An 18,554-nucleotide genomic window follows, 5' to 3' on the forward strand; every position below is an offset into this window, starting at 1 on the left:
GGTCATTCTGCCCTGACGATCCATTGCCGTAAATCAGGATGAAAAACATGACGTTGCTGCATCAGATCATTTTGGGCAGTACCTTTTTGGGGATTTGCTTTGTGATCGAGATCCTTTTGCTGACCTGGTGCACTATCACCATCATCAGATGGGACGAAAAGTGGTCTACCAAAGGTGTGTTTTTCGCAACCGCAGCACCAATCGCGGTGTCATTGGCCTTCATTGTCGCGACGCACACTGTTCAGGTCTGGATCTGGGCCATCGTGTGGGTGCTGCTTGAAGTTTTGCCGGATTGGAACACAGCCATTTACTTTTCGCTGGTGACATTCACGACGCTGGGCTACGGCGACATCGTTTTGGGTGAAGGGCTGCGGATATTCGGTTCCTTTGCCTCGGTTGCCGGTCTTCTGGCCTTTGGTCTGTCGACAGCTTATCTGGTGGCCATGATGACGCGTGTCTTTCAGGAGAAGTTCTTTTCCTAAAGGATCGGTGCAAACAAGCGTGCCAATGGGGCGCCAAACCGGATGTAAACCGGCTGCTGAGCCAACCTGCGCGTCAGTTCATAACAATTCTCGAAATCGGTGATCAGCATTTTGTCTACCGCTTGCGCGGCTCGGGAATCGAAGAATAGGGCCATCGCCTCAAAATTCAGACGGAAGGATCGGTTGTCCAGATTGGTGGTGCCGACGGCGGCCAATGTGTCGTCAACCACGAACACTTTCTGATGCATGAAGCCATCCGTGTAACGGAACACCCGTGCGCCACAGTCGCGGATTTCGTCGAAATAGGCAAAGGCGGCCAACCAGGGCAGACGGTGGTCGATCACATCCGGGACAAGGATACGCACATCCACGCCGCGCATTGCTGCATGTTGCAGGGCGGTCATGACATCGATGTCGGGCACGAAGTAGGGTGAGGCGATCCACAAACGATCTTTCGCCTCGGCGATTGCCGAAAAGAACATCATGGCACCAGTTTCGGTATCGTCTCCGGGTCCAGTGGCCACCAAAAGGGCATTCATGTCCTGTTCGGACTCACTGCCGGCCCAATCGAGGTCATCAATCAGATCTTCATCACGGGCCCAGTGCCAGTCTTCGGTAAAGATAAGCTGCAATTGCCGGACGATGTGACCCGTCATCCTGATATGCGTGTCGCGCCAATGACCGAAATGCGGGTCTTCGCCCAGATACTCAACGCCCACATTGTGGCCACCGATAAATCCTGTTTCCCCGTCGACAATGACGGTCTTGCGGTGGTTGCGATAATTCAACTGAAACCGGAAATTCGGACCGCGTTGCTGGCGCGGGTCTGCCACGTCAATTCCTGCATCGCGCATCGTGTCCAGATAAGTGCTGGGCAACCCATAGCTGCCGACGGCGTCGGTCATGAAACGGACATGCACCCCCCGTTTCGTGGCCTCGATCAGCTTGGTCTGAAGCTTGCGGCCCAGCGCATCGTCTCTGATGATGTAGAACTGGATCAGGATATAGTTCTTTGCCTGATCTATTGCCTCGAAAATGGCATCGAACGTTGCCTGACCATCGACCAGGAGTTCGGCCCCATTGCCGCTGGACACTGGCAGATGGGCCAGAACCTCGAACGGGCGCGGATTGATCGACATAGTGGACGGATCGGGTCTGGAGTAATCCGCAAAGGTCTTGATGCCTTCGACAACCCGCTCACTCTGCTGGCGCGCGATGCGATAGCCGTGAAATCTGTGGTGCCCCAGAAACAGATACATCGGCACTGCAAAGAACGGGGCCGAGACCAGAAAGACCACCCAGCCAACGGCCCCCTGTGGTGTGCGCGCTGTTTGCGCCGCACGGACCGAGAACACAAAAGCCGTCACGTACAGCGCAAAAACAAAGATGGAAACAAGCACAGTCCACATGGGGTCGTAAGTCTTTCAGGTCGTTCAGTTTCCTCCAGTGTAGACCCGTGACCAGTCTTTCGCCATATCGACGATGACCCAACCTTTGTCCGGCCCCTGATCCAGACCGTCAACCAACCGCCCGACCGGGCTTTCGCGGTCATAGGCCCATTCACGCTCGGCATCTGTGTGGTGGATCAGAATGCCCAGACGTGGCCCATCACCCGAGGTGGTCCAATCCAGCATGGCGAAATCACCGTCCGAGTTTCCTCCGGCCAGAATAGGTCGTTTACCGATGGTGCGTTCGATGTTGATGGGTTTGCCTTCCTTGTCATCGATAAATGCAATGCCCGGGGCCTTGATCACAGTCGGAACGCCATCGATGTCCTCGAAAGTTGAGTTTCCATAGGTGCCCAAAATCTGCTCTGGCGGGATGCCATAGGCTTGCTCGGCGAAGACCCGCATGAAGTGAATGCCGCCACCGGAGACAATGTAGGTTTTGAACCCTTCGTCCCGCAGATAGCGCAACAGTTCGACCATGGGCTGATAGGTCATCTGGTCGTAGGGCAAACCGGTGTCCGGATGCCGGGCCGCGTCCAGCCATTCTGCGACTTCTGCCTGAAACGCCTCGACGGTCGTTCCGGAATGCGAAGCGTTCACGACCTCGATCAACGCGTCATGGCCACCCTGAAGTATGGTCGCAAGATCGCCTTCGGCGGCAGCTTTCAACGCAGGTGTCGTCAGGATCGAAGGATCTTGTTCCGCCAGTTCAGAGAGCCGGTCCATCGCAAAGATGAACTGGAAATAGACCGGCTGCTCGGCCCAGAGCGTGCCATCATTGTCAAACACGGCGATCCGGTCGGCTGGTGTTACGTAGTTCGGGCTGTCCGGGCTTGTAACGCCATCAACAAAGGCAACGATCTGATCTTTCGAATGGCTGTCTGTCCAACTGGGCAACGGGTCGGCGAAGGCAAGGCACGGGCTCAAGGCCAGCGCGGCAGAAAGGAATAGGGGTTTCATGGCAATCCTCAAACAGAAGAAAGGGCCGCCACGGTGGCGGCGACCCTTGAACATTTCACGCTAATCTCAGTTGTTTGTCGGTGTGCTTAACTTGTCCATCACCTGATCAAGACTGAAACTTGCTGCCTTCTGGCGTGGAGGGAACTCCTGGAAGGTGCTCAAGAAGGCTCCTACGTATTGCTGCGCGGGCACCAGGAAATAAACGCGGTCAATCATCCAGTCATAATAGGTATTGGACGTGCGGTAACCGCGCTCATAAGGGTCGCGTCGCAGGTTGACGATAATTGGAACACGCAATGGAGTGAAAGGCTCCATCCAGGCTCGCAACGTGGCCCAGGCTTTCTGCTCAAGAAAGATCAGCTTCCAGTCGTCAAAGCGCAGCGCGGACAGGTCGCCGTCGTCGGTGAAATAGAAGATCTCACGACGTGGGCTTTCCGTGGTTTCTCCGGTCAGCAGCGGCAGAATGTTGTACCCGTCCAGATGCACCTTGTAGTCGCGGCCCATCGCGGCGGACGAGTAGCCCTGTTTCAGCTTCTCTTTGATTTCGGGATCACCGGCAACGGCCAGATAAGTCGGCAGCCAGTCCATGTGGTGAACGATTTCGTTGTTCACCGAACCGGCCTCGATCTGACCCGGCCAGCGCACCATCGAAGGCACGCGCCAGCCGCCTTCCCAGTTGGTGTTCTTCTCACCCCAGAATGGGGTCGAGGCGGCGTCGGGCCATGTGTTGTAGTGTGGCCCGTTATCGGTCGAGTAGTGAACGATGGTGTTGTCGGCGATGCCAAGCTCGTCCAGCAGGTCGAGCAACTGACCGACATGCATGTCATGCTCGATCATCCCGGCGGTGTATTCGTCTGCGGGTCCACCATAGATATCGTTCGCTTGTTGACGCATCTCATCTTTGACATGCGTGCGGAAATGCATCCGGGTGCCGTTCCACCAGACGTAGAAAGGCGTGCCGTTCTGGTTGGCTTCGCGGATGAATTCGATGGCGGCTTCCAGTGTTTCTTCGTCCACCGTTTCCATACGCTTGCGGGTCAGAGGGCCGGTGTCTTCAATCGGACCACCAGCGGTGGAGCGAATGACGCCACGCGGGCCGTATGCCTCGCGGAAGGTCCGACCATCCGGCAGAATCGCGTCGCCGGGATAATCTTCGTGTTCGGGCTCTTCTTCAGCATTCAGGTGATAAAGATTGCCGAAAAACTTATCAAAACCGTGGTTTGTCGGCAGATGTTCATCCCGATCACCAAGATGGTTCTTGCCAAACTGACCAGTCACATAGCCGTGGTCCTTCAGCAGGCCCGCAATGGTCGGGTCTTCGACTTGCATCCCTTCCTTGGCGCCCGGAAGGCCCACTTTCGACAGGCCGGTCCGGAACACGGATTGACCCATGATGTACGAGGACCGACCGGCAGTGCAGGATTGTTCGCCGTAGTAGTCGGTGAAAATCATCCCCTCATTGGCGACGCGGTCGATATTGGGGGTTTGGTATCCCATCAGGCCCATTGTGTAGGCTGAAATATTGGACTGACCGATATCATCGCCCCATATCACAAGGATATTGGGTTTCTGATCTTGCGCCCAGGCGGGCAGAGCCAGCGCCAGCGCGACGGATGCCACAGCAATGCGGCGCAACCCGCTGCGCCAAGTGTCGGTTAACGGACGGGGTGGTGACATGATTTTCTCCTGATCTGGGCGGGTCTTTGAGACCCAAGGAAAAACAAAGGGGCCAGCGTTCAAATACATGAAGATCGCCGCGATAAAGTGTTGATTCCAAGTTAAAAAGATTTAGCGATGTAAGGAATCGAACTCGGGTACCTTAAGTCAGTTCCAATGTTGAAAACTCATCATATGATTGAATTGCAAAGTTCTAATGTGAGGATAGATGAATAATCTGACGCTTTTACGAAATACAGGATGGTTTCGGGAACGCTCCCCCGCCTTTCAGAAGGATTTGGCGGCCTGCGGCATCGTGAAATCGGTTGATGCAGGCGAGACGCTGTATCACTTCGGTGATCCTGCAAACGGCATTTATGCCATCCTGAGCGGTGCAGTGCAGGTAACCGCCCCGGCGGATGACGGTCAAGAATTCGTGCTTCATCGAGAAGGCGCCGGGTTCTGGATTGGAGACTTGGCCTTGTTTGCAGGTGCGTTGCGGCTGGTCAGTGTTGTGACGACGCAGGCGACACGGGCCGTTTTCTTTCCCAACACGCGTATCATGCGACTCATTCAGGACAATCCTGACTATATCCGGGATTTTTACGCGCTGACGCATGACAACATGCAGACTGCCCTGCGCATCATGGCAAATCTGGCCGTGACCGGAACCGAAAAGCGATTGGTCCTGCGGTTGCTTCATCTGGATGAAGGGACATCGAAATCCGATGCGTGGATCGTCGTTTCCCAGGACGAACTTGCGTCGATGATCGCCGTTTCCCCGCCTACTTTGCACAGAAGCTTGCACAAGCTAGCGGATCTGGGCCTGATCGAACTTGGTTATGGCCGGGTTCGTTTGCTGGACCGACGCGCCCTGATTGCCAGCTGTCAAACTTGATGCCTAGGCCCTCTGCGCTAGGAGATACGCGCCGCGAGATAGGCCAGATCGTTTTTAATCTCAGCGCGGATTTCACCGTGGTTGGGCATATCTTTCAATGTTTCGATCCAGTGGTGAGGAGGGGTCTTTCCAGCCTGTCGAGACCATGTCAGGTCATCAAGAACAGCCTGAGCGGGCTGGGCCACAATTTCAGGGATCTCGTCGCCATTCAAAGTGGCCCAAACGCCGCTCCACAGTCGCGCGACAGACCAGGGGTTGTACCCTCCACCGCCCAGAACAAGAAAACGTGGGGCCAGATCGCGCAGGTTGGCCACAGCATTCCAATGGGAATTGTTTGACAGGGTCAGACGGGACAACGGGTCTTCGGCAACGGCATCAGCGCCGCATTGCAGGACTATGACTTGGGGTTTGAAGGCGACCGTTGCAGGAAGGATCAACTGTTCGAGTACCAGGTCGAACTCATCATCATTCAGGTTCCGGGCAACCGGCAAATTGAACGCCGCTCCTCCTGCGTCGTCTTCCAGAGCGCCTGTGAAAGGCCATCGGCGCGCCTCGTGCATTGAAATCATGCGCAGTTTCGTGGAGCCGTGAAAGGCTGTTTCGACCCCGTCACAGTGATGGGCATCAATGTCGACATAAACGATGCGGTCCAGACCGGCATTCAACAGGGTTTGGATCGCCAGCACAGGATCGTTGAGATAACAGAACCCGTTTGCCCGATCCGCCAGCCCGTGATGGGTGCCGCCTGCAGGGTTGAAAACGATACCGCCATCGCGGATCAGTTCCGCCGCCAGCATCGAACCGCCAGCCGCCGTGGCAGGGCGTCGGTACATTTCTGCGAATACAGGGTTTGACAATGTCCCTAAACCGTAGCGTTCCCTTGTTTCCTCTGTCACATGTTGATCTTTTTCCGCCTGTTGCAGGGCGGCGATATAGTCTGGCGTATGAAATGCCTCCAATGCGCTTGGTTTCGCGCATGGGCTGACCCGATAGTTCGCGGGCGTCAACCATCCCAGTTCCCGGCACAAATCGATAACGGTTGAAACCCGCGGAATAGCCAGCGGGTGTTTCGACCCGTAGGTCGAGTTTCTGTAGATTTCCGATCCGATGAACAGGGGGCGCTGCATGGCCTAGCTGACAGTGGTGGGTCGGTCATCCTCGCCCAACCTGCCATCCAATGACATTAATATCGCGACCGGTCGCAGCGCCGGAATGTGACTGAACACGATCAGGATACAAACTGTCAGAGGTACGCTCAGGAACGCGCCGATAAGGCCCCAGACCGTTGTCCAAAAGGTCAGGGCCAGAATGACAAGGAAGGTCGACATGTTCAGGGATCGGCCCAACATGGCGGGATCGAGGAAGTTGCCGATCAGAAACTGGATCGTCCCGCATCCCAACACGATGATCAGGAAAGGCACGATTGTTTCAAACTGAACCAGCGCGATCATGGCGGGAAAGAAAACCGCAATGATGGACCCGATTGACGGGATGAAGTTCAGTGCAAAGGTCAGAACGGCCCAGGTCTCGGCATATTCCAAGCCCAGCGCCTTGAAAACGGAATAGCTGATGCCAGCGGTAATCAGGCTGATCAGAGTCTTTACCCCGACATACCGCTGCAGACTGACCGAGATCGCATCCAGCATGGTTGAAAACTCGGCTCCGGTTATTGGATCACCGGCGGCCAGTTGGATTTTTTTGCGAAATGCCAAACGCTCGGCCATCAGGAAGGCGACATAAAGGCTGATCAAAAAGAACTGGTTCAAAAGCGAGGTGGCGCTGCCCAGCAGCAAGCGCGCAACATAAGACATGTCGATGCTGACCAGATTGTCGCGAATGAAGGTGGTGACATCGTTGCCGACCAGACCCGTGATACGCTCAACCGCGCCGTCAAACTGGTTTTCATAGGTGCTGATCGAGCGCGCGAACTGCGTCGCCTGACTGCCCAGCACGTACATGATCATGAATAATCCGGCCAGAACAACGGTCACCCCGGCGATATTCGCCAACCAGACCGGAGCACGGGTTACAGCGACGACGCGATCGCTCAGCGCGATGATCAGAACATTGATCAACAATGCCATGGCCAACGGGATCAGGAAATTCGCACCGGCATACAGGCCCAGCACGATCAGCGTCGCGATGATGCAGGTATCCCGGACGACAGACAGTCGCAGTCTGGGGCGAACCTTGGTGTCCTTCTGATCCGGGGTCATTCAGTATCCTGTGTCTGACAAACGCAGCGTCGAAAGCCCGACCTGCGTGGCCCAATCCTGCACGCGAGACCCGATTTATGCAATGCATTCAGGCGTTTGTTGACCCTCATTTATCATATTGGCGTCGATCACGGGTTTTGTGTTTTATTTCGGCGGGTTAGGGTTGCAGAATGACCAGTCCTGCGAATCCCCTGTTTGGCCGACCTGTTCAGGCTCTCTGGCTGGCAATACGCCGGTTCGGCAGAAAGAACGGTTTCGTCATGAGCAGCCATGTTGCCATGTCGCTGATGATGGCGCTGTTTCCTTTTGTGCTGTTCACAGTGGCGTTGGCGGGGGCACTGTCGCAGGGCTATGTCACCGATGAGTTGATTGAGTTGATCTTCGGGGCGTGGCCCAAGGACGTTGCAGACCCCATTGTGGCCGAGCTGCGCGCTGTTCTGGCGGGTTCAGGATCCGGTGTGATCACCTTGGGTGGTCTGCTGGCGATTTATTTTGCCTCCAACGGCGTGGCGGCGGTGCGTGCGGCGATGAACCAAGCCTATCACGATCAGGACAGCTGGCCGTTCTGGAAAACCCGGCTGTTGTGTCTGGTTTTGGTCATTCTCGGCGGGTCGGCCATTCTGATTATCGCTGCGGTCGAGGTTGTCCTGCCGGTCTATACGAAGCTAGTTGCCGAGCATACCGAAGTGGCCGTTGCCAATTGGCTTTCCGTGGATCGCCTGCGTTGGACGTTTACCGTTGCGGTTCCGGCGGGCACTGTCCTGCTGGCGCATCTTGTTCTACCGACCCGCAGGCACAGCCTGATGCAAATCCTGCCTGGTGTTCTGCTGACCTTGGTCTTGTGGGCTGCCGGCGGATGGGCTTTTTCCATCTATATCAGCCAGTTCGCCACCTACAGCGCCACCTATGCGGGTCTGGCCGGAGCCATGGCCGCATTGATTTTTCTGTACCTATGCTCGGCAATGCTGATCCTCGGGGCCGAATACAACGGCGCATTGATCGACCTGCGAAACGCCGCTGATGGAGATGCGGCATGAGATTTGCCCTGATGCTGGCTTGCCTTGCTTGTTCCAGCGAAGTCTATGCGCAGGCGCCGGTCTATGTCGGTTCGGATCAGTGTACCGACTGCCATCAGCAGGAGGTTGAAGCCTGGGCTTCGTCGCACCATGCGCTGGCGTGGACAGGGACCGACGACGGCGCTTTGGTCGCCGATATTGACGGAACCCGGTTCGAACATGACGGAATGACCGTCCAGTTTGGAAAAGAGGCAGACAGGTTCACCGCCCGCGTCACTGAAAAAGACGGTGTGACGACAGAATACGAGGTGCATTCCGTCGTCGGAATAGAACCCTTGCAGCAGTATCTGTTTGAAACCGAACCGGGACGGTTGCAAAGCTTTGATGTGGTCTGGGATACCGAGCAAAAGCGCTGGTACCACCTGTATCCCGATCAGGACCTTCCACCTGATGACGGGCTGCATTGGACGGGGCCATACAAGAACTGGAACGCGCGCTGCGCAGAATGTCACGCCACGGGGTTTGAAAAAAACTACGACTCTCAAACCAGGACCTACGCGTCTCGACAGGTTGAAATTGGCGTCGGGTGCGAGGCCTGCCACGGCCCGGGGTCCGCGCATATCGATTGGGTCAAAGGGCAGGGCGTCACTGATGACCTGAGCGAGGCAGGTTTTCTGATGAGCTGGGGCAAAGGCCAGACAGAAGCAGAAATCCAACAATGCGCAGGATGCCATTCCCGGCGCGAGGCGCATGGAAACGGAAACCCGCTTCCGGGTACTCCTTATCATGATGCCTATAATCTGGCGGTGTTGCGGCCCGGTTCGTATCATCCGGACGGGCAGATTTTGGACGAGGTTTACGTCTATGGCTCGTTCCTGCAATCCAAGATGTATGCGCAGGGCGTTGGGTGCATGAATTGTCACGCACCGCACAGCGCTGAATTGAAAGCCGAAGGAAACGGCGTGTGCACGCAGTGCCATTCCCCGGCAGGAAATCCGGATTTCCCGACCCTTGCGGCACAGGAATACGACACACCTGAGCACCATCACCATCCCGAAGACAGTGAAGGCGCGCAGTGTAAAAGCTGTCATATGATCGAGCGGACCTACATGGGCGTCGACGGTCGGCGCGATCACAGCTTTCGCATTCCGCGACCGGATCTGGGTTTGGGTGTTGATGCTTGCACCGACTGCCATCAAGGGCAGGATCAGGTTTGGGCAGCCAATCAGATTGAGAACTGGTTTCCGGACTCACCCAATCGCAGCGCGCACTACGGAACGGTTTTTAAGGTTGCTGCCGAAGGGCAACTCGACACGCCTGAGGGTTTGCTGGCTGTCGCAATGGACCCGTCGCAACCGGGTATCGTGCGGGCGACCGCCGCTTATCTGATGCAGCCGTTCGGCTCACCAGAGGTTGCCGCTGCGACTGCGCCGCTTTTGCAGGAAGACGACCCGTTGATAAGGGCGAATGCCGCGCCGCTGCAGCGTCACGCCAGCCCGATGGATCAGGTGCGCAGGTTAGAGCCTTTGTTGTCCGATCCCCTGCGAAACGTGCGCATAGCTGCGGCCAAAGAGTTTCTGAATGTTCCACCGCAGGCTCTCACACCTCAGCAACAGGCTTTGGCTGGGGAAGGCATGTCCGAGTGGCAAGAGGCGATTTCAAACCGGCTGGATGCGCCGGAAACCCATCTGGTTCTGGGCGGGATGGCGTTGACGCTTCGCAATGCACAGGCGGCGGAACGAGCTTTCCGAGAGGTTGTGACCCTGGACCCACAGCGGGCTGAGGCGTGGCCCATGGTGGTGCAACTGGCGCAGATCAATCGTGGTCAAGACGCCGCCCGCGCGGCGCTGCAAGAGGCGTTGGAAAAATTACCCGATGATCCGACGTTGCAGCAATTATCGCGACAACTCAATCCTTGATGCGGCACAAGCGTGCCAGATTCGCTCCATCTTAACGGCAAGATTTCCAGCTATTCAGGCGTCAGACGTGCTGTTTAGAGGTGATGGATGTCCATGGAGAAATCAAATCCGAGAACATCGGACGAAGGCTCGGTTTGGTTGGCGCAACGCATAGAGGAATTGCGCAACCGGGAACCTGTGTACGTGACACATGGTGACACATTGATGTTGCAGGGTTTGGCAGCCACGTCACTGCGCGAACAACGCTTGAGCGGAAATCGTATTAGGCTGGATGATTAACTTCCGCCGCGAAACCCAGTTGCTACAACGAATTTTTCCGAACTGTCCGAGCGTGACGCAGGTGGCTTTACATTGGCCACCTTCTGGAACTTCTGCTTCAGCAGCTTCTGCAGATCACCTTCTGCGCCGCCTGCCAGCACCTTGGCGACAAAGGTGCCACCTTCCTCCAACACATCAAACGCGAAATAGGCTGCCGTCTCGCACAGGGCCATGATTCGCAGGTGGTCTGTCTGTTTGTGCCCCGAAGATGCTGCGGCCATGTCCGACATCACCACATCCGCCTTACCGCCCAGCCAGTCTTTGACCTTCTGGTCGGCGTCATCTTCCATAAAGTCCAGAATATGAGTATCGGCCCCGGCAACCGGTTCGATTTCTTGCAGGTCAATGCCCAGCACGGTCCCGATCCGTTTGCCCGACTTCTCCCCCAGCGCGTTCACGCGTTTCACGGCTACCTGACACCAGCCACCGGGCGCGCAGCCAAGGTCCACAACGCGTGCACCGGGAACGAGAAAGCGGAATTTGTCGTCCAGTTCCAAGATCTTGTAAGCCGCACGTCCACGATACCCTTCGGATTGCGCACGCTTGACATAGGGATCGTTCAACTGCCGCTCGAGCCAACGGGTCGAGCTGAGCTTGCGCCCGCGCGCCGTCTTGACCTTGACCTTCAGGTCGCGCTGCCCGCGGCCCGAGTTGTTTTTTCCAGTCGGTGTCTTCGCCATCAGAACGGTCCGTCTTCCAATACGCCGTCCGCGCTCATCTGTGCATAAAGCAGACCTTCGCGCAGCCCCCGATCCGCCACGGAAAGGCGGTCGGTGGGCCAGCAACGTAACAAAGCCTGCAAAATGGCCGAGCCGGACATAATCAGGGCCTGCCGGTCATCACCAATCCGAGGGTCCCGGCGCCGCCCGTGAGGGCCGAGTTCTAAATACCCGCGTATGACTTTGTCAATCTGATCGCTGGTCATGCGCAAACCGTCCACTTTGGTCCGGTCATAACGCTTGAGGCCGAGATGCGAGGCGGCAACGGTCGTCACCGTGCCACTTGTGCCGACGATCTGAAATCCCTCGCGCGCCTGTTCGTCTTTGTACGGTGCGAAATCGGCAAGGTTCTCTTCAAAAAACCAGCTCATCAGCGCAAAGCGAGCCGAGTCGTTCTCGACGTCGTTGAACTGATCGCGCAGCGTCGCCACACCCAAAGGCACACTGATCCAATCCACGACCTTGGCGGCGGGGAAGGGGCTGTCGGCGGTATGAAACCCGTTATGCAACCGCATGATCGCGGCCGGACGGTCGCGGCGCGGGACGGAAGAAATGTCGATCCAGACCAATTCGGTCGAGCCGCCGCCTATATCGACGACCAGCAATTGCTCGGTCTTGGTCGAGACCAGCGGGGCGCAGGAAATCACTGCCAGACGGGCTTCTTCCTCGGGCTGGATGATCTCGAGCGTCAGACCGGTTTCCCGTTTGACCTGTCGGATGAATTCACGTGAGTTCTTGGCGCGGCGGCAGGCCTCGGTTGCGATCAGACGCATCCGTCTGACCTTGTTCCGTTTCAGTTTCTGCTGGCAGATCCGCAATGCCTGAACGGTACGCGCCATGGACGCCCGCGACAGCCGTCCGGTACGTTCCAGCCCCGCGCCCAATTGCACGGATTTGGAAAAGCTGTCTACCACATGGAACCCACTGCCCTTGGGCTGGGCTATCAACATGCGGCAACTATTTGTCCCCAGATCCAGTGCCGCATAAAGTGCATCCGGATCGGGTCTTGCCGGCGCGGGGCTTTCGACCGCCTTCGGGAACGCGCCCGCACCTTTGGGACGCTTGGGCGCCATTCGTCACGCCCTCCGATTTTCGAGTTAATCCGACCCTAGGCGGGGGATTGCCGACGTGCAAGTGATTTCAATTTCGAAATTCACGTGAGCGTCACATCCCGTTCATACTTAAGTGCGATGGGCGCCCACGGAGCCCCCAGCAGGATTCTTTTCGAGCTTTCAGCCAGATACGGAGATAACTATGAAAGACGATCATACCCTTTCCTTTGACGAATACGATGAAATCGTAAACCCGCGCCCCGAAGAATGTGACTTTGACCGTGTGGTCGAACGCGCTTTGTCGCGCCGCGGATTTATGGGTGGGGTTCTGGCTATGGGCAGTTTCGCGGCTGTTGGTGGCTCGATTCTGCCAACCGGTGCGCGTGCGGCAACAGACCGTTTTTCGTTCGAAGCGATTCCTGTTTCGACGGCAGATGACGTAATTGTGCCTGCGGGTTACAAGGCCGAGGTTATGGTACGCTGGGGCGATCCGCTGTGGTCTGACGCTCCTGAGTTCGATCCCGCAACACGTGGGACTGCAGCCAGCCAGGAACGCGCCTTTGGCGACAACACCGACGGCCAGGATGTGTTCTTCCACGACGGCCATGTTCTGTTGGTCGTGAATAACGAATACACCAACCGCGATATCCTTTGGGGTAATAACCCCGATGCCAAGGCAGCGTCCGACGACGACGTCGCCAAGGGTATGATGGCGCACGGTGTTTCGGTTGTCGAAATCGCCAACACGGATGGCAAGTGGGGCATTGTAAAAGACAGCCCGTACAACCGCCGTGTTACACCCCAGACCGATATGACCATCACCGGTCCGGCCGCTGGTCACGACCTTATGAAAACGGCCGCAGATCCGTCGGGCACGGCTTGCAAAGGGACCTGGAACAACTGCGGCAACGGCATGACCCCGTGGGGCACGTATCTGGCGTGCGAAGAAAACTTCAATGGTTATTTCTCGGCTGAAGACGAAAACCACGAAGTGAGTCCGGAACTGAAGCGCTATGGTGTATCCGCAAGCGACTGGGGCTATGGCTGGGCAAAAATCGATGACCGTTTTGATGTTGCAAAAGACCCCAACGAGCCGAACCGCGCCGGTTACGTGGTCGAGATCGACCCAACCGATCCAAACTCGACCCCGCGCAAGCTGACCGCACTGGGTCGCTTCAAGCACGAGAACGCGGATGTTGTGGTCAACAATGATGGTCGCGTTGTGGTTTACATGGGCGACGACGAGCGCGGCGAATTTCTGTACCGCTTCGTTTCTGACGGTGTTTACGCAGCAGGAGTGGACACGAATGCGCTGCTTGAAAATGGAGCGCTTTCAGTTGCCAAGTTCAACGATGATGGCACTGGTGAGTGGTTGGCGCTGACACCCGAAACCTCAGGCCTTGCATCGCAGGCAGAGGTTTGCATCCATACTCGTCAAGCTGCCTCGGCAGTTGGTGGCACCACAATGGACCGACCGGAATGGGTTGCGTCAAATCCAAATGCTCCCGAGGTCTATTGCTGCCTTACCAACAATAAGAACCGGGGCGTCAAGCCGAATGCGGGGGGGGATGACACTTCGGCCAATGGCCCGAACCCGCGGGACAAAAACAACTACGGTCAGATCGTTCGGTGGCGCCCGGATGGTGGCGACCATACTGCCGCTGGCTTTGGTTGGGATTTGTATGTGCTTGCAGGCAATCCCACAGTCCACGAAGATGCCTATGCCGGGTCCGAGAACGTAAACGCCGACAACATGTTCAACTCGCCGGACGGATTGAAGTTCGACAGCAACGGCTTGCTGTGGATTCAGACCGACGGCAACTACGGCAACGAAGGGGACTTCGCCGGTCAGGGCAACAACCAGATGCTGGCGGGCGACCCGGTCACCGGTGAAATCCGCCGCTTCCTGGTTGGTCCGAACGAATGTGAGATCACCGGCCTGAGCTGGTCGCCGGATCGCCGTACCATGTTCGTGGGCATCCAGCACCCGGGCGAAGATGGCAACAGCCACTGGCCGGAAGGCGGAGACTCGGTTCCGCGTTCGGCCATTATCGCGGTGACTCGCGAAGATGGCGGTCTGGTCGGTTAAGGCCGATTGACCCATGAAATCTTGCCCCGGACGGCTGTTTCCGTCCGGGTTTTTCGTTTTTATGCAGCGCTCTCATAGAGACAATGAGAATTATGATATGCGCGTTTGCCGGGAAACCGGGTAAAAGCCCGGTACACCACAGTGGGCAAAAACGTCGTTTGAAAAGCGCCGGGTGTCGAAAATCGACCGACGCAGCCCTAGTTTGAAGTTTAGAACCTGCCCATCGGGTTAGGAGGAATCACAGCAATGCCTGACGTCACCATCGTGTATTGGCGCGACATTCCCGCTCAGGTCATCGTCGGCAAAGGCCGTCGTGGCGCAAAGCGGCAATTGGAAGAACGGTTCGAACAAGCCATCGACCGGGCCGCCATGAAGGTGAACGCCAAGGACAGTGATGCCTACCTGGCCGAATGGCGCAAAGCTGAACCTTTCGCAGTCGAAGGCGACCCCGCTGAGATTGCTGAAACCGAGGCTGTGCGCCTGGAAACAGAGTACGATCAGGACCGCATCAAAGCGCTGATCGCCAATGACGGTTGGGCATGAGCCCCAGACTTTATGGGAGGCCACTATGGCTTTGCTGAACTTCAAGAAACGTGATGCGGCTGAAAAAGCCCCGGTGAACCCGACTGTCGAAGCCTTCCTTCAAGGTTACTCGATCGAGGTGATGCCGCGCACCGCCGAAAAGGTCGAAGATTTCCGCGCGCTGCTGCCAGAAGGTACGCGCGTTTACATCGCCCATATCGAGGGCACCCCGATCGAGGATATGGTCAAGACCGCCAAGCGGATCGCGGCCGAGGGGTATCCGGTGATGCCACACTTCCCGGCGCGGATCATCAAGGATGCGGCGACGCTGGAAAACTGGATCTCGATGTACCAGGGCGAAGCGGGCGTAGAACAAGCGCTGCTGTTGGCCGGTGGCGTTGACAAGCCGCATGGCGACTTCGACAGCTCGATGCAGCTGATGGAAACCGGTCTGTTCGACAAAGCAGGCTTCAAGCGTCTGCACGTTGCCGGTCACCCCGAGGGCAACAAGGACATCGATCCCGACGGTTCGACCAAGAATGTCGATGAGGCGCTACAGTGGAAGCAGAAGTTCAGCGAACGCACTGACGCTGAAATGGCGCTGGCCACCCAGTTTGCATTCGACGCCAAGCCGATCATCGAGTGGGCGAATGGTCTGAAGGCTGCTGGCATTGATCTGCCGATCCATATCGGTATTGCCGGTCCGGCCAAACTGCAAACCCTGATCAAATTCGCCATCGCTTGTGGCGTTGGTCCATCGTTGAAGGTTCTGCAGAAACGGGCCATGGACGTGTCCAAGCTGCTGCTGCCTTACGAACCAAACGATGTGGTGACCGAACTGGCAAACTACAAAGAGGCCAACCCGGACTTCAACATCACCAACGTGCACTTCTTCCCGCTTGGTGGTATCAAGACCAACGCCAACTGGGCGATCAATAATGGCGGCGCTTCGGCAAAGCCTGTAAACTCCTAAGGAACGGACATGACCCGTACAGTCGTAGAATCAAAAACAAAAACAGCCGTCCTGGGCTTTGACGAACCGTTCTGTGTGATCGGTGAGCGGATCAACCCCACGGGCCGCAAGAAACTGGCTGCTGAACTGGAAGCGGGCGATTTCTCGACCGTGGAAAAGGACGCGCTGGCACAGGTTGCTGCAGGCGCGACCGTTCTGGATATTAACGCGGGCGTTGTCTACAACTCGAACCCCAACCCGAACGAGACCGAGCCGCCGCTGATGCGCAAGATCGTCGAGTTGGTACAGGGTCTGGTCGAAGTGCCGCTGTGCATCGACTCGTCGGTTCCGGGTGCGCTGGAGGCAGGTCTTGAGGCGGCAGAAGGCCGTCCGTTGCTCAACTCGGTCACAGGCGAGGAAGAGCGCCTGGAGATGGTTCTGCCGCTGGTCAAGAAATACAACGTGCCAGTTGTGGCGATCTCGAACGACGACACCGGCATCTCGGAAGACCCCGATGTGCGTTTCGACGTGGCCAAGAAGATCGTTGAGCGCGCAGCAGACTTTGGCATCCCCGCGCATGACATCGTTGTTGATCCGCTGGTCATGCCGATCGGCGCGATGGCAACCGCCGGACAGCAGGTGTTCGCTCTGGTTCGTCGCCTGCGCGAAGAGCTGGGTGTAAACACCACTTGTGGCGCGTCCAACGTCTCGTTCGGTCTGCCCAACCGCCACGGCATCAACAACGCGTTCTTGCCGATGGCGATGGGCGCTGGCATGACTTCTGCGATCATGAACCCGGTGGCGTTGCCTGTTGGTCCGAAGAAACTGGCCGAGAAGAAGGCGGAAGTTGAAGCAAAAGGCATCATCTTGCCTGCGGATATGGATGACGAGACCTTCTGCCAGCTTTTCGGTCTGGGCTCGACCTTGCCGCGTGCCGGTAAGGAAATGGAAGCCATCCGCGCCGCCAACCTGCTGACCAACAACGACCCGCACGGCGGTGAGTGGATTCGGTTCAACAAAGCCCCAGACGAAGCCGGTGCTGCTGCTGGTGGTCGTCGCGGCGGTGGCCGTCGCCGCCGCGCCTGATTTGAACTTTGATACTTTTCAAAGGCCGGGCCCAGAGCCCGGCCTTTTTCATTTGACCCTGATCAATGACTGTTTCGCAGCAGGTTACAGTATGCTCTGATCCAGGACGCAATGATCAGGTGGCAGCATGAGCAAACATCACCCTCCAAAACTCTCAGATGCGGATCTGACCAAAAAGCTGAACAAAAAAGACTATTTCGACCAACTGATCGAGTTGCAAACCAGATTGGCCAGAATTCAACAAGCCTATCTGTTTCATGGGATTAAGGGCGTGCTGGTGTTCGAGGGCTGGGATGCTGCCGGGAAAGGCGGAACCATTCGCCGGATCAGCCAGGCCTTGGACCCGCGCAGCTTCAAGGTTTGGCCCATCGGTGCGCCTCGGAACTATTACCTCAACCGGCACTATCTGCTGCGGTTCTGGGAGCGTTTGCCGCCGTCCGGTGCGATTTCAGCTTTCGACCGCAGCTGGTATGGGCGGGTTCTGGTGGAGCGGATCGAACAGCTGACCCCGGAAACGCGCTGGCGCGCTGCCTATCAGGAAATCAACGACTTCGAACGTATGCTGGTCGATGACGGGACCCGGATTGTCAAACTGTTCTTCCATATTTCCCAAGACGAACAAATGAGCCGCTTTACCGAGCGTCTTACGAACCCGATGAAGCGTTGGAAGCTGACCTACGAAGATTTCAGAAATCGCGAGAAGTGGGATGTCGCCGAGGTGGCCGTGGATGAAATGTTGGCTCGGACATCAACCGAATTTGCCCCTTGGCATGTAATTCCGTCCAACAACAAGAAATATGCTCGGATCACGGCCATGAAGGCGATCGTTGATGCGTTTTCCAAAGATGTAGATATGAATCCACAGCACTTGGATCAACGTACTTTGGAAGCGGCGGGTGAGGCATTGGATGTCGATCAATCCCTGATCGATAGCCTGCGCGCACGAACCGAGTGATACATTCCGCCTGGTCGGGTAACGATCCGGCTTGAACGTCTGAATGGTCTGATGGTATCTCAATTGGCGCGGCGGGTATGATGTAATGGTAGCCTGTCAGCTTCCCAAGCTGAACGCGCGGGTTCGATTCCCGCTACCCGCTCCAAAAGGCGCTCATAATATCCTGTAATGGTGGCGAAAATTTCGTAGGGGCCCATGGTCATCTGCTTTTGGGCGACGCGCCTTTCGTGTAGAATGTCTCTCACCAGGTTTTTAGTGCGACCATT

The 18,554-nt window shown here is 56.8% G+C and carries 16 protein-coding genes and 1 tRNA gene; 10 read left to right on the forward strand and 7 right to left on the reverse strand.

Features of this window, described 5'->3' with window-relative positions; genetic code table 11:
• Positions 1–47: 47 nt before the first annotated feature.
• The gene (locus tag ACR0LF_RS01995) at positions 48–482 is read left to right on the forward strand and encodes an ion channel (RefSeq protein WP_480574189.1); all 435 of its coding nucleotides are present in this window, start codon (positions 48–50) and stop codon (positions 480–482) included.
• Here the strand turns inward: ACR0LF_RS01995 and cls are convergent.
• The 3 genes from cls to ACR0LF_RS02010 all read right to left on the reverse strand — a co-directional run bounded on the left by cls (position 479) and on the right by ACR0LF_RS02010 (position 4,567).
• Entirely contained in the window at positions 479–1,891 is a 1,413-nt protein-coding gene (gene cls / locus ACR0LF_RS02000) for a cardiolipin synthase (RefSeq protein ID WP_480574192.1), read from the reverse strand. The genes ACR0LF_RS01995 and cls overlap by 4 nt on opposite strands.
• 24 nt (positions 1,892–1,915) lie before the next feature.
• The gene (locus ACR0LF_RS02005) at positions 1,916–2,890 is read right to left on the reverse strand and encodes an HAD family hydrolase (protein WP_480574195.1); all 975 of its coding nucleotides are present in this window, start codon (positions 2,888–2,890) and stop codon (positions 1,916–1,918) included.
• A gap of 66 nt (positions 2,891–2,956) precedes the next feature.
• Positions 2,957–4,567, reverse strand: a complete 1,611-nt coding sequence (locus ACR0LF_RS02010; RefSeq protein WP_480574198.1) for an arylsulfatase — start codon at positions 4,565–4,567, stop codon at positions 2,957–2,959.
• Between the two features lie 208 nt (positions 4,568–4,775).
• Between ACR0LF_RS02010 and ACR0LF_RS02015 the strand changes: the two genes are divergently transcribed.
• Entirely contained in the window at positions 4,776–5,444 is a 669-nt protein-coding gene (locus ACR0LF_RS02015) for a Crp/Fnr family transcriptional regulator (RefSeq protein WP_480574201.1), read from the forward strand.
• Between the two features lie 17 nt (positions 5,445–5,461).
• Here ACR0LF_RS02015 and ACR0LF_RS02020 read toward each other — a convergent pair whose 3' ends face one another.
• The gene (locus ACR0LF_RS02020) at positions 5,462–6,571 is read right to left on the reverse strand and encodes an acetoin utilization protein AcuC (RefSeq protein WP_480574203.1); all 1,110 of its coding nucleotides are present in this window, start codon (positions 6,569–6,571) and stop codon (positions 5,462–5,464) included.
• A gap of 3 nt (positions 6,572–6,574) precedes the next feature.
• A complete protein-coding gene (locus ACR0LF_RS02025; RefSeq protein WP_480574206.1) occupies positions 6,575–7,660 on the reverse strand; it encodes an AI-2E family transporter in 1,086 nt (361 codons plus the stop codon).
• Positions 7,661–7,830: 170 nt separating this feature from the next.
• Between ACR0LF_RS02025 and ACR0LF_RS02030 the strand changes: the two genes are divergently transcribed.
• Entirely contained in the window at positions 7,831–8,697 is an 867-nt protein-coding gene (locus ACR0LF_RS02030) for a YihY/virulence factor BrkB family protein (RefSeq protein ID WP_480574209.1), read from the forward strand.
• Positions 8,694–10,595, forward strand: a complete 1,902-nt coding sequence (locus ACR0LF_RS02035) for a multiheme c-type cytochrome (RefSeq protein ID WP_480574212.1) — start codon at positions 8,694–8,696, stop codon at positions 10,593–10,595. The genes ACR0LF_RS02030 and ACR0LF_RS02035 overlap by 4 nt, the downstream gene beginning before the upstream one ends.
• Positions 10,596–10,870: 275 nt before the next feature.
• Here the strand turns inward: ACR0LF_RS02035 and ACR0LF_RS02040 are convergent, their stop codons facing one another.
• Entirely contained in the window at positions 10,871–11,593 is a 723-nt protein-coding gene (locus tag ACR0LF_RS02040; protein WP_480574215.1) for an RlmE family RNA methyltransferase, read from the reverse strand.
• Positions 11,593–12,705, reverse strand: coding sequence for a Ppx/GppA phosphatase family protein (locus ACR0LF_RS02045; protein WP_480574218.1), 1,113 nt, complete (start codon positions 12,703–12,705; stop codon positions 11,593–11,595). The genes ACR0LF_RS02040 and ACR0LF_RS02045 overlap by 1 nt, the downstream gene beginning before the upstream one ends.
• A gap of 181 nt (positions 12,706–12,886) precedes the next feature.
• Here ACR0LF_RS02045 and ACR0LF_RS02050 point away from each other — a divergent pair, with 181 nt between their 5' ends.
• The 6 genes from ACR0LF_RS02050 (at position 12,887) to ACR0LF_RS02075 (ending at position 18,433) form a co-directional block, all read left to right on the forward strand.
• The gene (locus ACR0LF_RS02050) at positions 12,887–14,773 is read left to right on the forward strand and encodes a PhoX family protein (protein WP_480574221.1); all 1,887 of its coding nucleotides are present in this window, start codon (positions 12,887–12,889) and stop codon (positions 14,771–14,773) included.
• A gap of 246 nt (positions 14,774–15,019) precedes the next feature.
• A complete protein-coding gene (locus ACR0LF_RS02055) occupies positions 15,020–15,316 on the forward strand; it encodes a virulence factor (protein ID WP_480574224.1) in 297 nt (98 codons plus the stop codon).
• A gap of 25 nt (positions 15,317–15,341) precedes the next feature.
• Positions 15,342–16,268, forward strand: coding sequence for a methylenetetrahydrofolate reductase (locus ACR0LF_RS02060; RefSeq protein ID WP_480574227.1), 927 nt, complete (start codon positions 15,342–15,344; stop codon positions 16,266–16,268).
• A gap of 9 nt (positions 16,269–16,277) precedes the next feature.
• Positions 16,278–17,333 carry a methyltetrahydrofolate cobalamin methyltransferase gene (locus ACR0LF_RS02065; protein WP_480574229.1) on the forward strand — a complete coding sequence of 352 codons (1,056 nt, stop codon included), beginning with the start codon at positions 16,278–16,280 and terminating at the stop codon, positions 17,331–17,333.
• Positions 17,334–17,460: 127 nt separating this feature from the next.
• A complete protein-coding gene (locus ACR0LF_RS02070) occupies positions 17,461–18,288 on the forward strand; it encodes a polyphosphate kinase 2 family protein (RefSeq protein WP_480574232.1) in 828 nt (275 codons plus the stop codon).
• 71 nt (positions 18,289–18,359) lie between these two features.
• Positions 18,360–18,433: transfer RNA gene (locus ACR0LF_RS02075), tRNA-Gly, on the forward strand.
• The last annotated feature ends 121 nt before the right edge of the window (positions 18,434–18,554 follow it).

The organism is Ruegeria sp. E8, assembly GCF_056533985.1.

Bases quoted from the DNA above. Each gene is read 5' to 3' on its own strand.
- ACR0LF_RS02035 (WP_480574212.1), top strand. From the start codon at position 8,694: ATGAGATTTGCCCTGATGCTGGCTTGCCTTGCTTGTTCCAGCGAAGTC.
- ACR0LF_RS02040 (WP_480574215.1), bottom strand. From the start codon at position 11,593: ATGGCGAAGACACCGACTGGAAAAAACAACTCGGGCCGCGGGCAGCGC.
- ACR0LF_RS02010 (WP_480574198.1), bottom strand. From the start codon at position 4,567: ATGTCACCACCCCGTCCGTTAACCGACACTTGGCGCAGCGGGTTGCGC.
- ACR0LF_RS02060 (WP_480574227.1), top strand. From the start codon at position 15,342: ATGGCTTTGCTGAACTTCAAGAAACGTGATGCGGCTGAAAAAGCCCCG.
- ACR0LF_RS02050 (WP_480574221.1), top strand. From the start codon at position 12,887: ATGAAAGACGATCATACCCTTTCCTTTGACGAATACGATGAAATCGTA.
- ACR0LF_RS02065 (WP_480574229.1), top strand. From the start codon at position 16,278: ATGACCCGTACAGTCGTAGAATCAAAAACAAAAACAGCCGTCCTGGGC.
- ACR0LF_RS02070 (WP_480574232.1), top strand. From the start codon at position 17,461: ATGAGCAAACATCACCCTCCAAAACTCTCAGATGCGGATCTGACCAAA.
- ACR0LF_RS02015 (WP_480574201.1), top strand. From the start codon at position 4,776: ATGAATAATCTGACGCTTTTACGAAATACAGGATGGTTTCGGGAACGC.
- ACR0LF_RS02025 (WP_480574206.1), bottom strand. From the start codon at position 7,660: ATGACCCCGGATCAGAAGGACACCAAGGTTCGCCCCAGACTGCGACTG.
- ACR0LF_RS02055 (WP_480574224.1), top strand. From the start codon at position 15,020: ATGCCTGACGTCACCATCGTGTATTGGCGCGACATTCCCGCTCAGGTC.
- ACR0LF_RS02020 (WP_480574203.1), bottom strand. From the start codon at position 6,571: ATGCAGCGCCCCCTGTTCATCGGATCGGAAATCTACAGAAACTCGACC.
- ACR0LF_RS02005 (WP_480574195.1), bottom strand. From the start codon at position 2,890: ATGAAACCCCTATTCCTTTCTGCCGCGCTGGCCTTGAGCCCGTGCCTT.
- ACR0LF_RS01995 (WP_480574189.1), top strand. From the start codon at position 48: ATGACGTTGCTGCATCAGATCATTTTGGGCAGTACCTTTTTGGGGATT.
- ACR0LF_RS02045 (WP_480574218.1), bottom strand. From the start codon at position 12,705: ATGGCGCCCAAGCGTCCCAAAGGTGCGGGCGCGTTCCCGAAGGCGGTC.
- ACR0LF_RS02030 (WP_480574209.1), top strand. From the start codon at position 7,831: ATGACCAGTCCTGCGAATCCCCTGTTTGGCCGACCTGTTCAGGCTCTC.
- cls (WP_480574192.1), bottom strand. From the start codon at position 1,891: ATGTGGACTGTGCTTGTTTCCATCTTTGTTTTTGCGCTGTACGTGACG.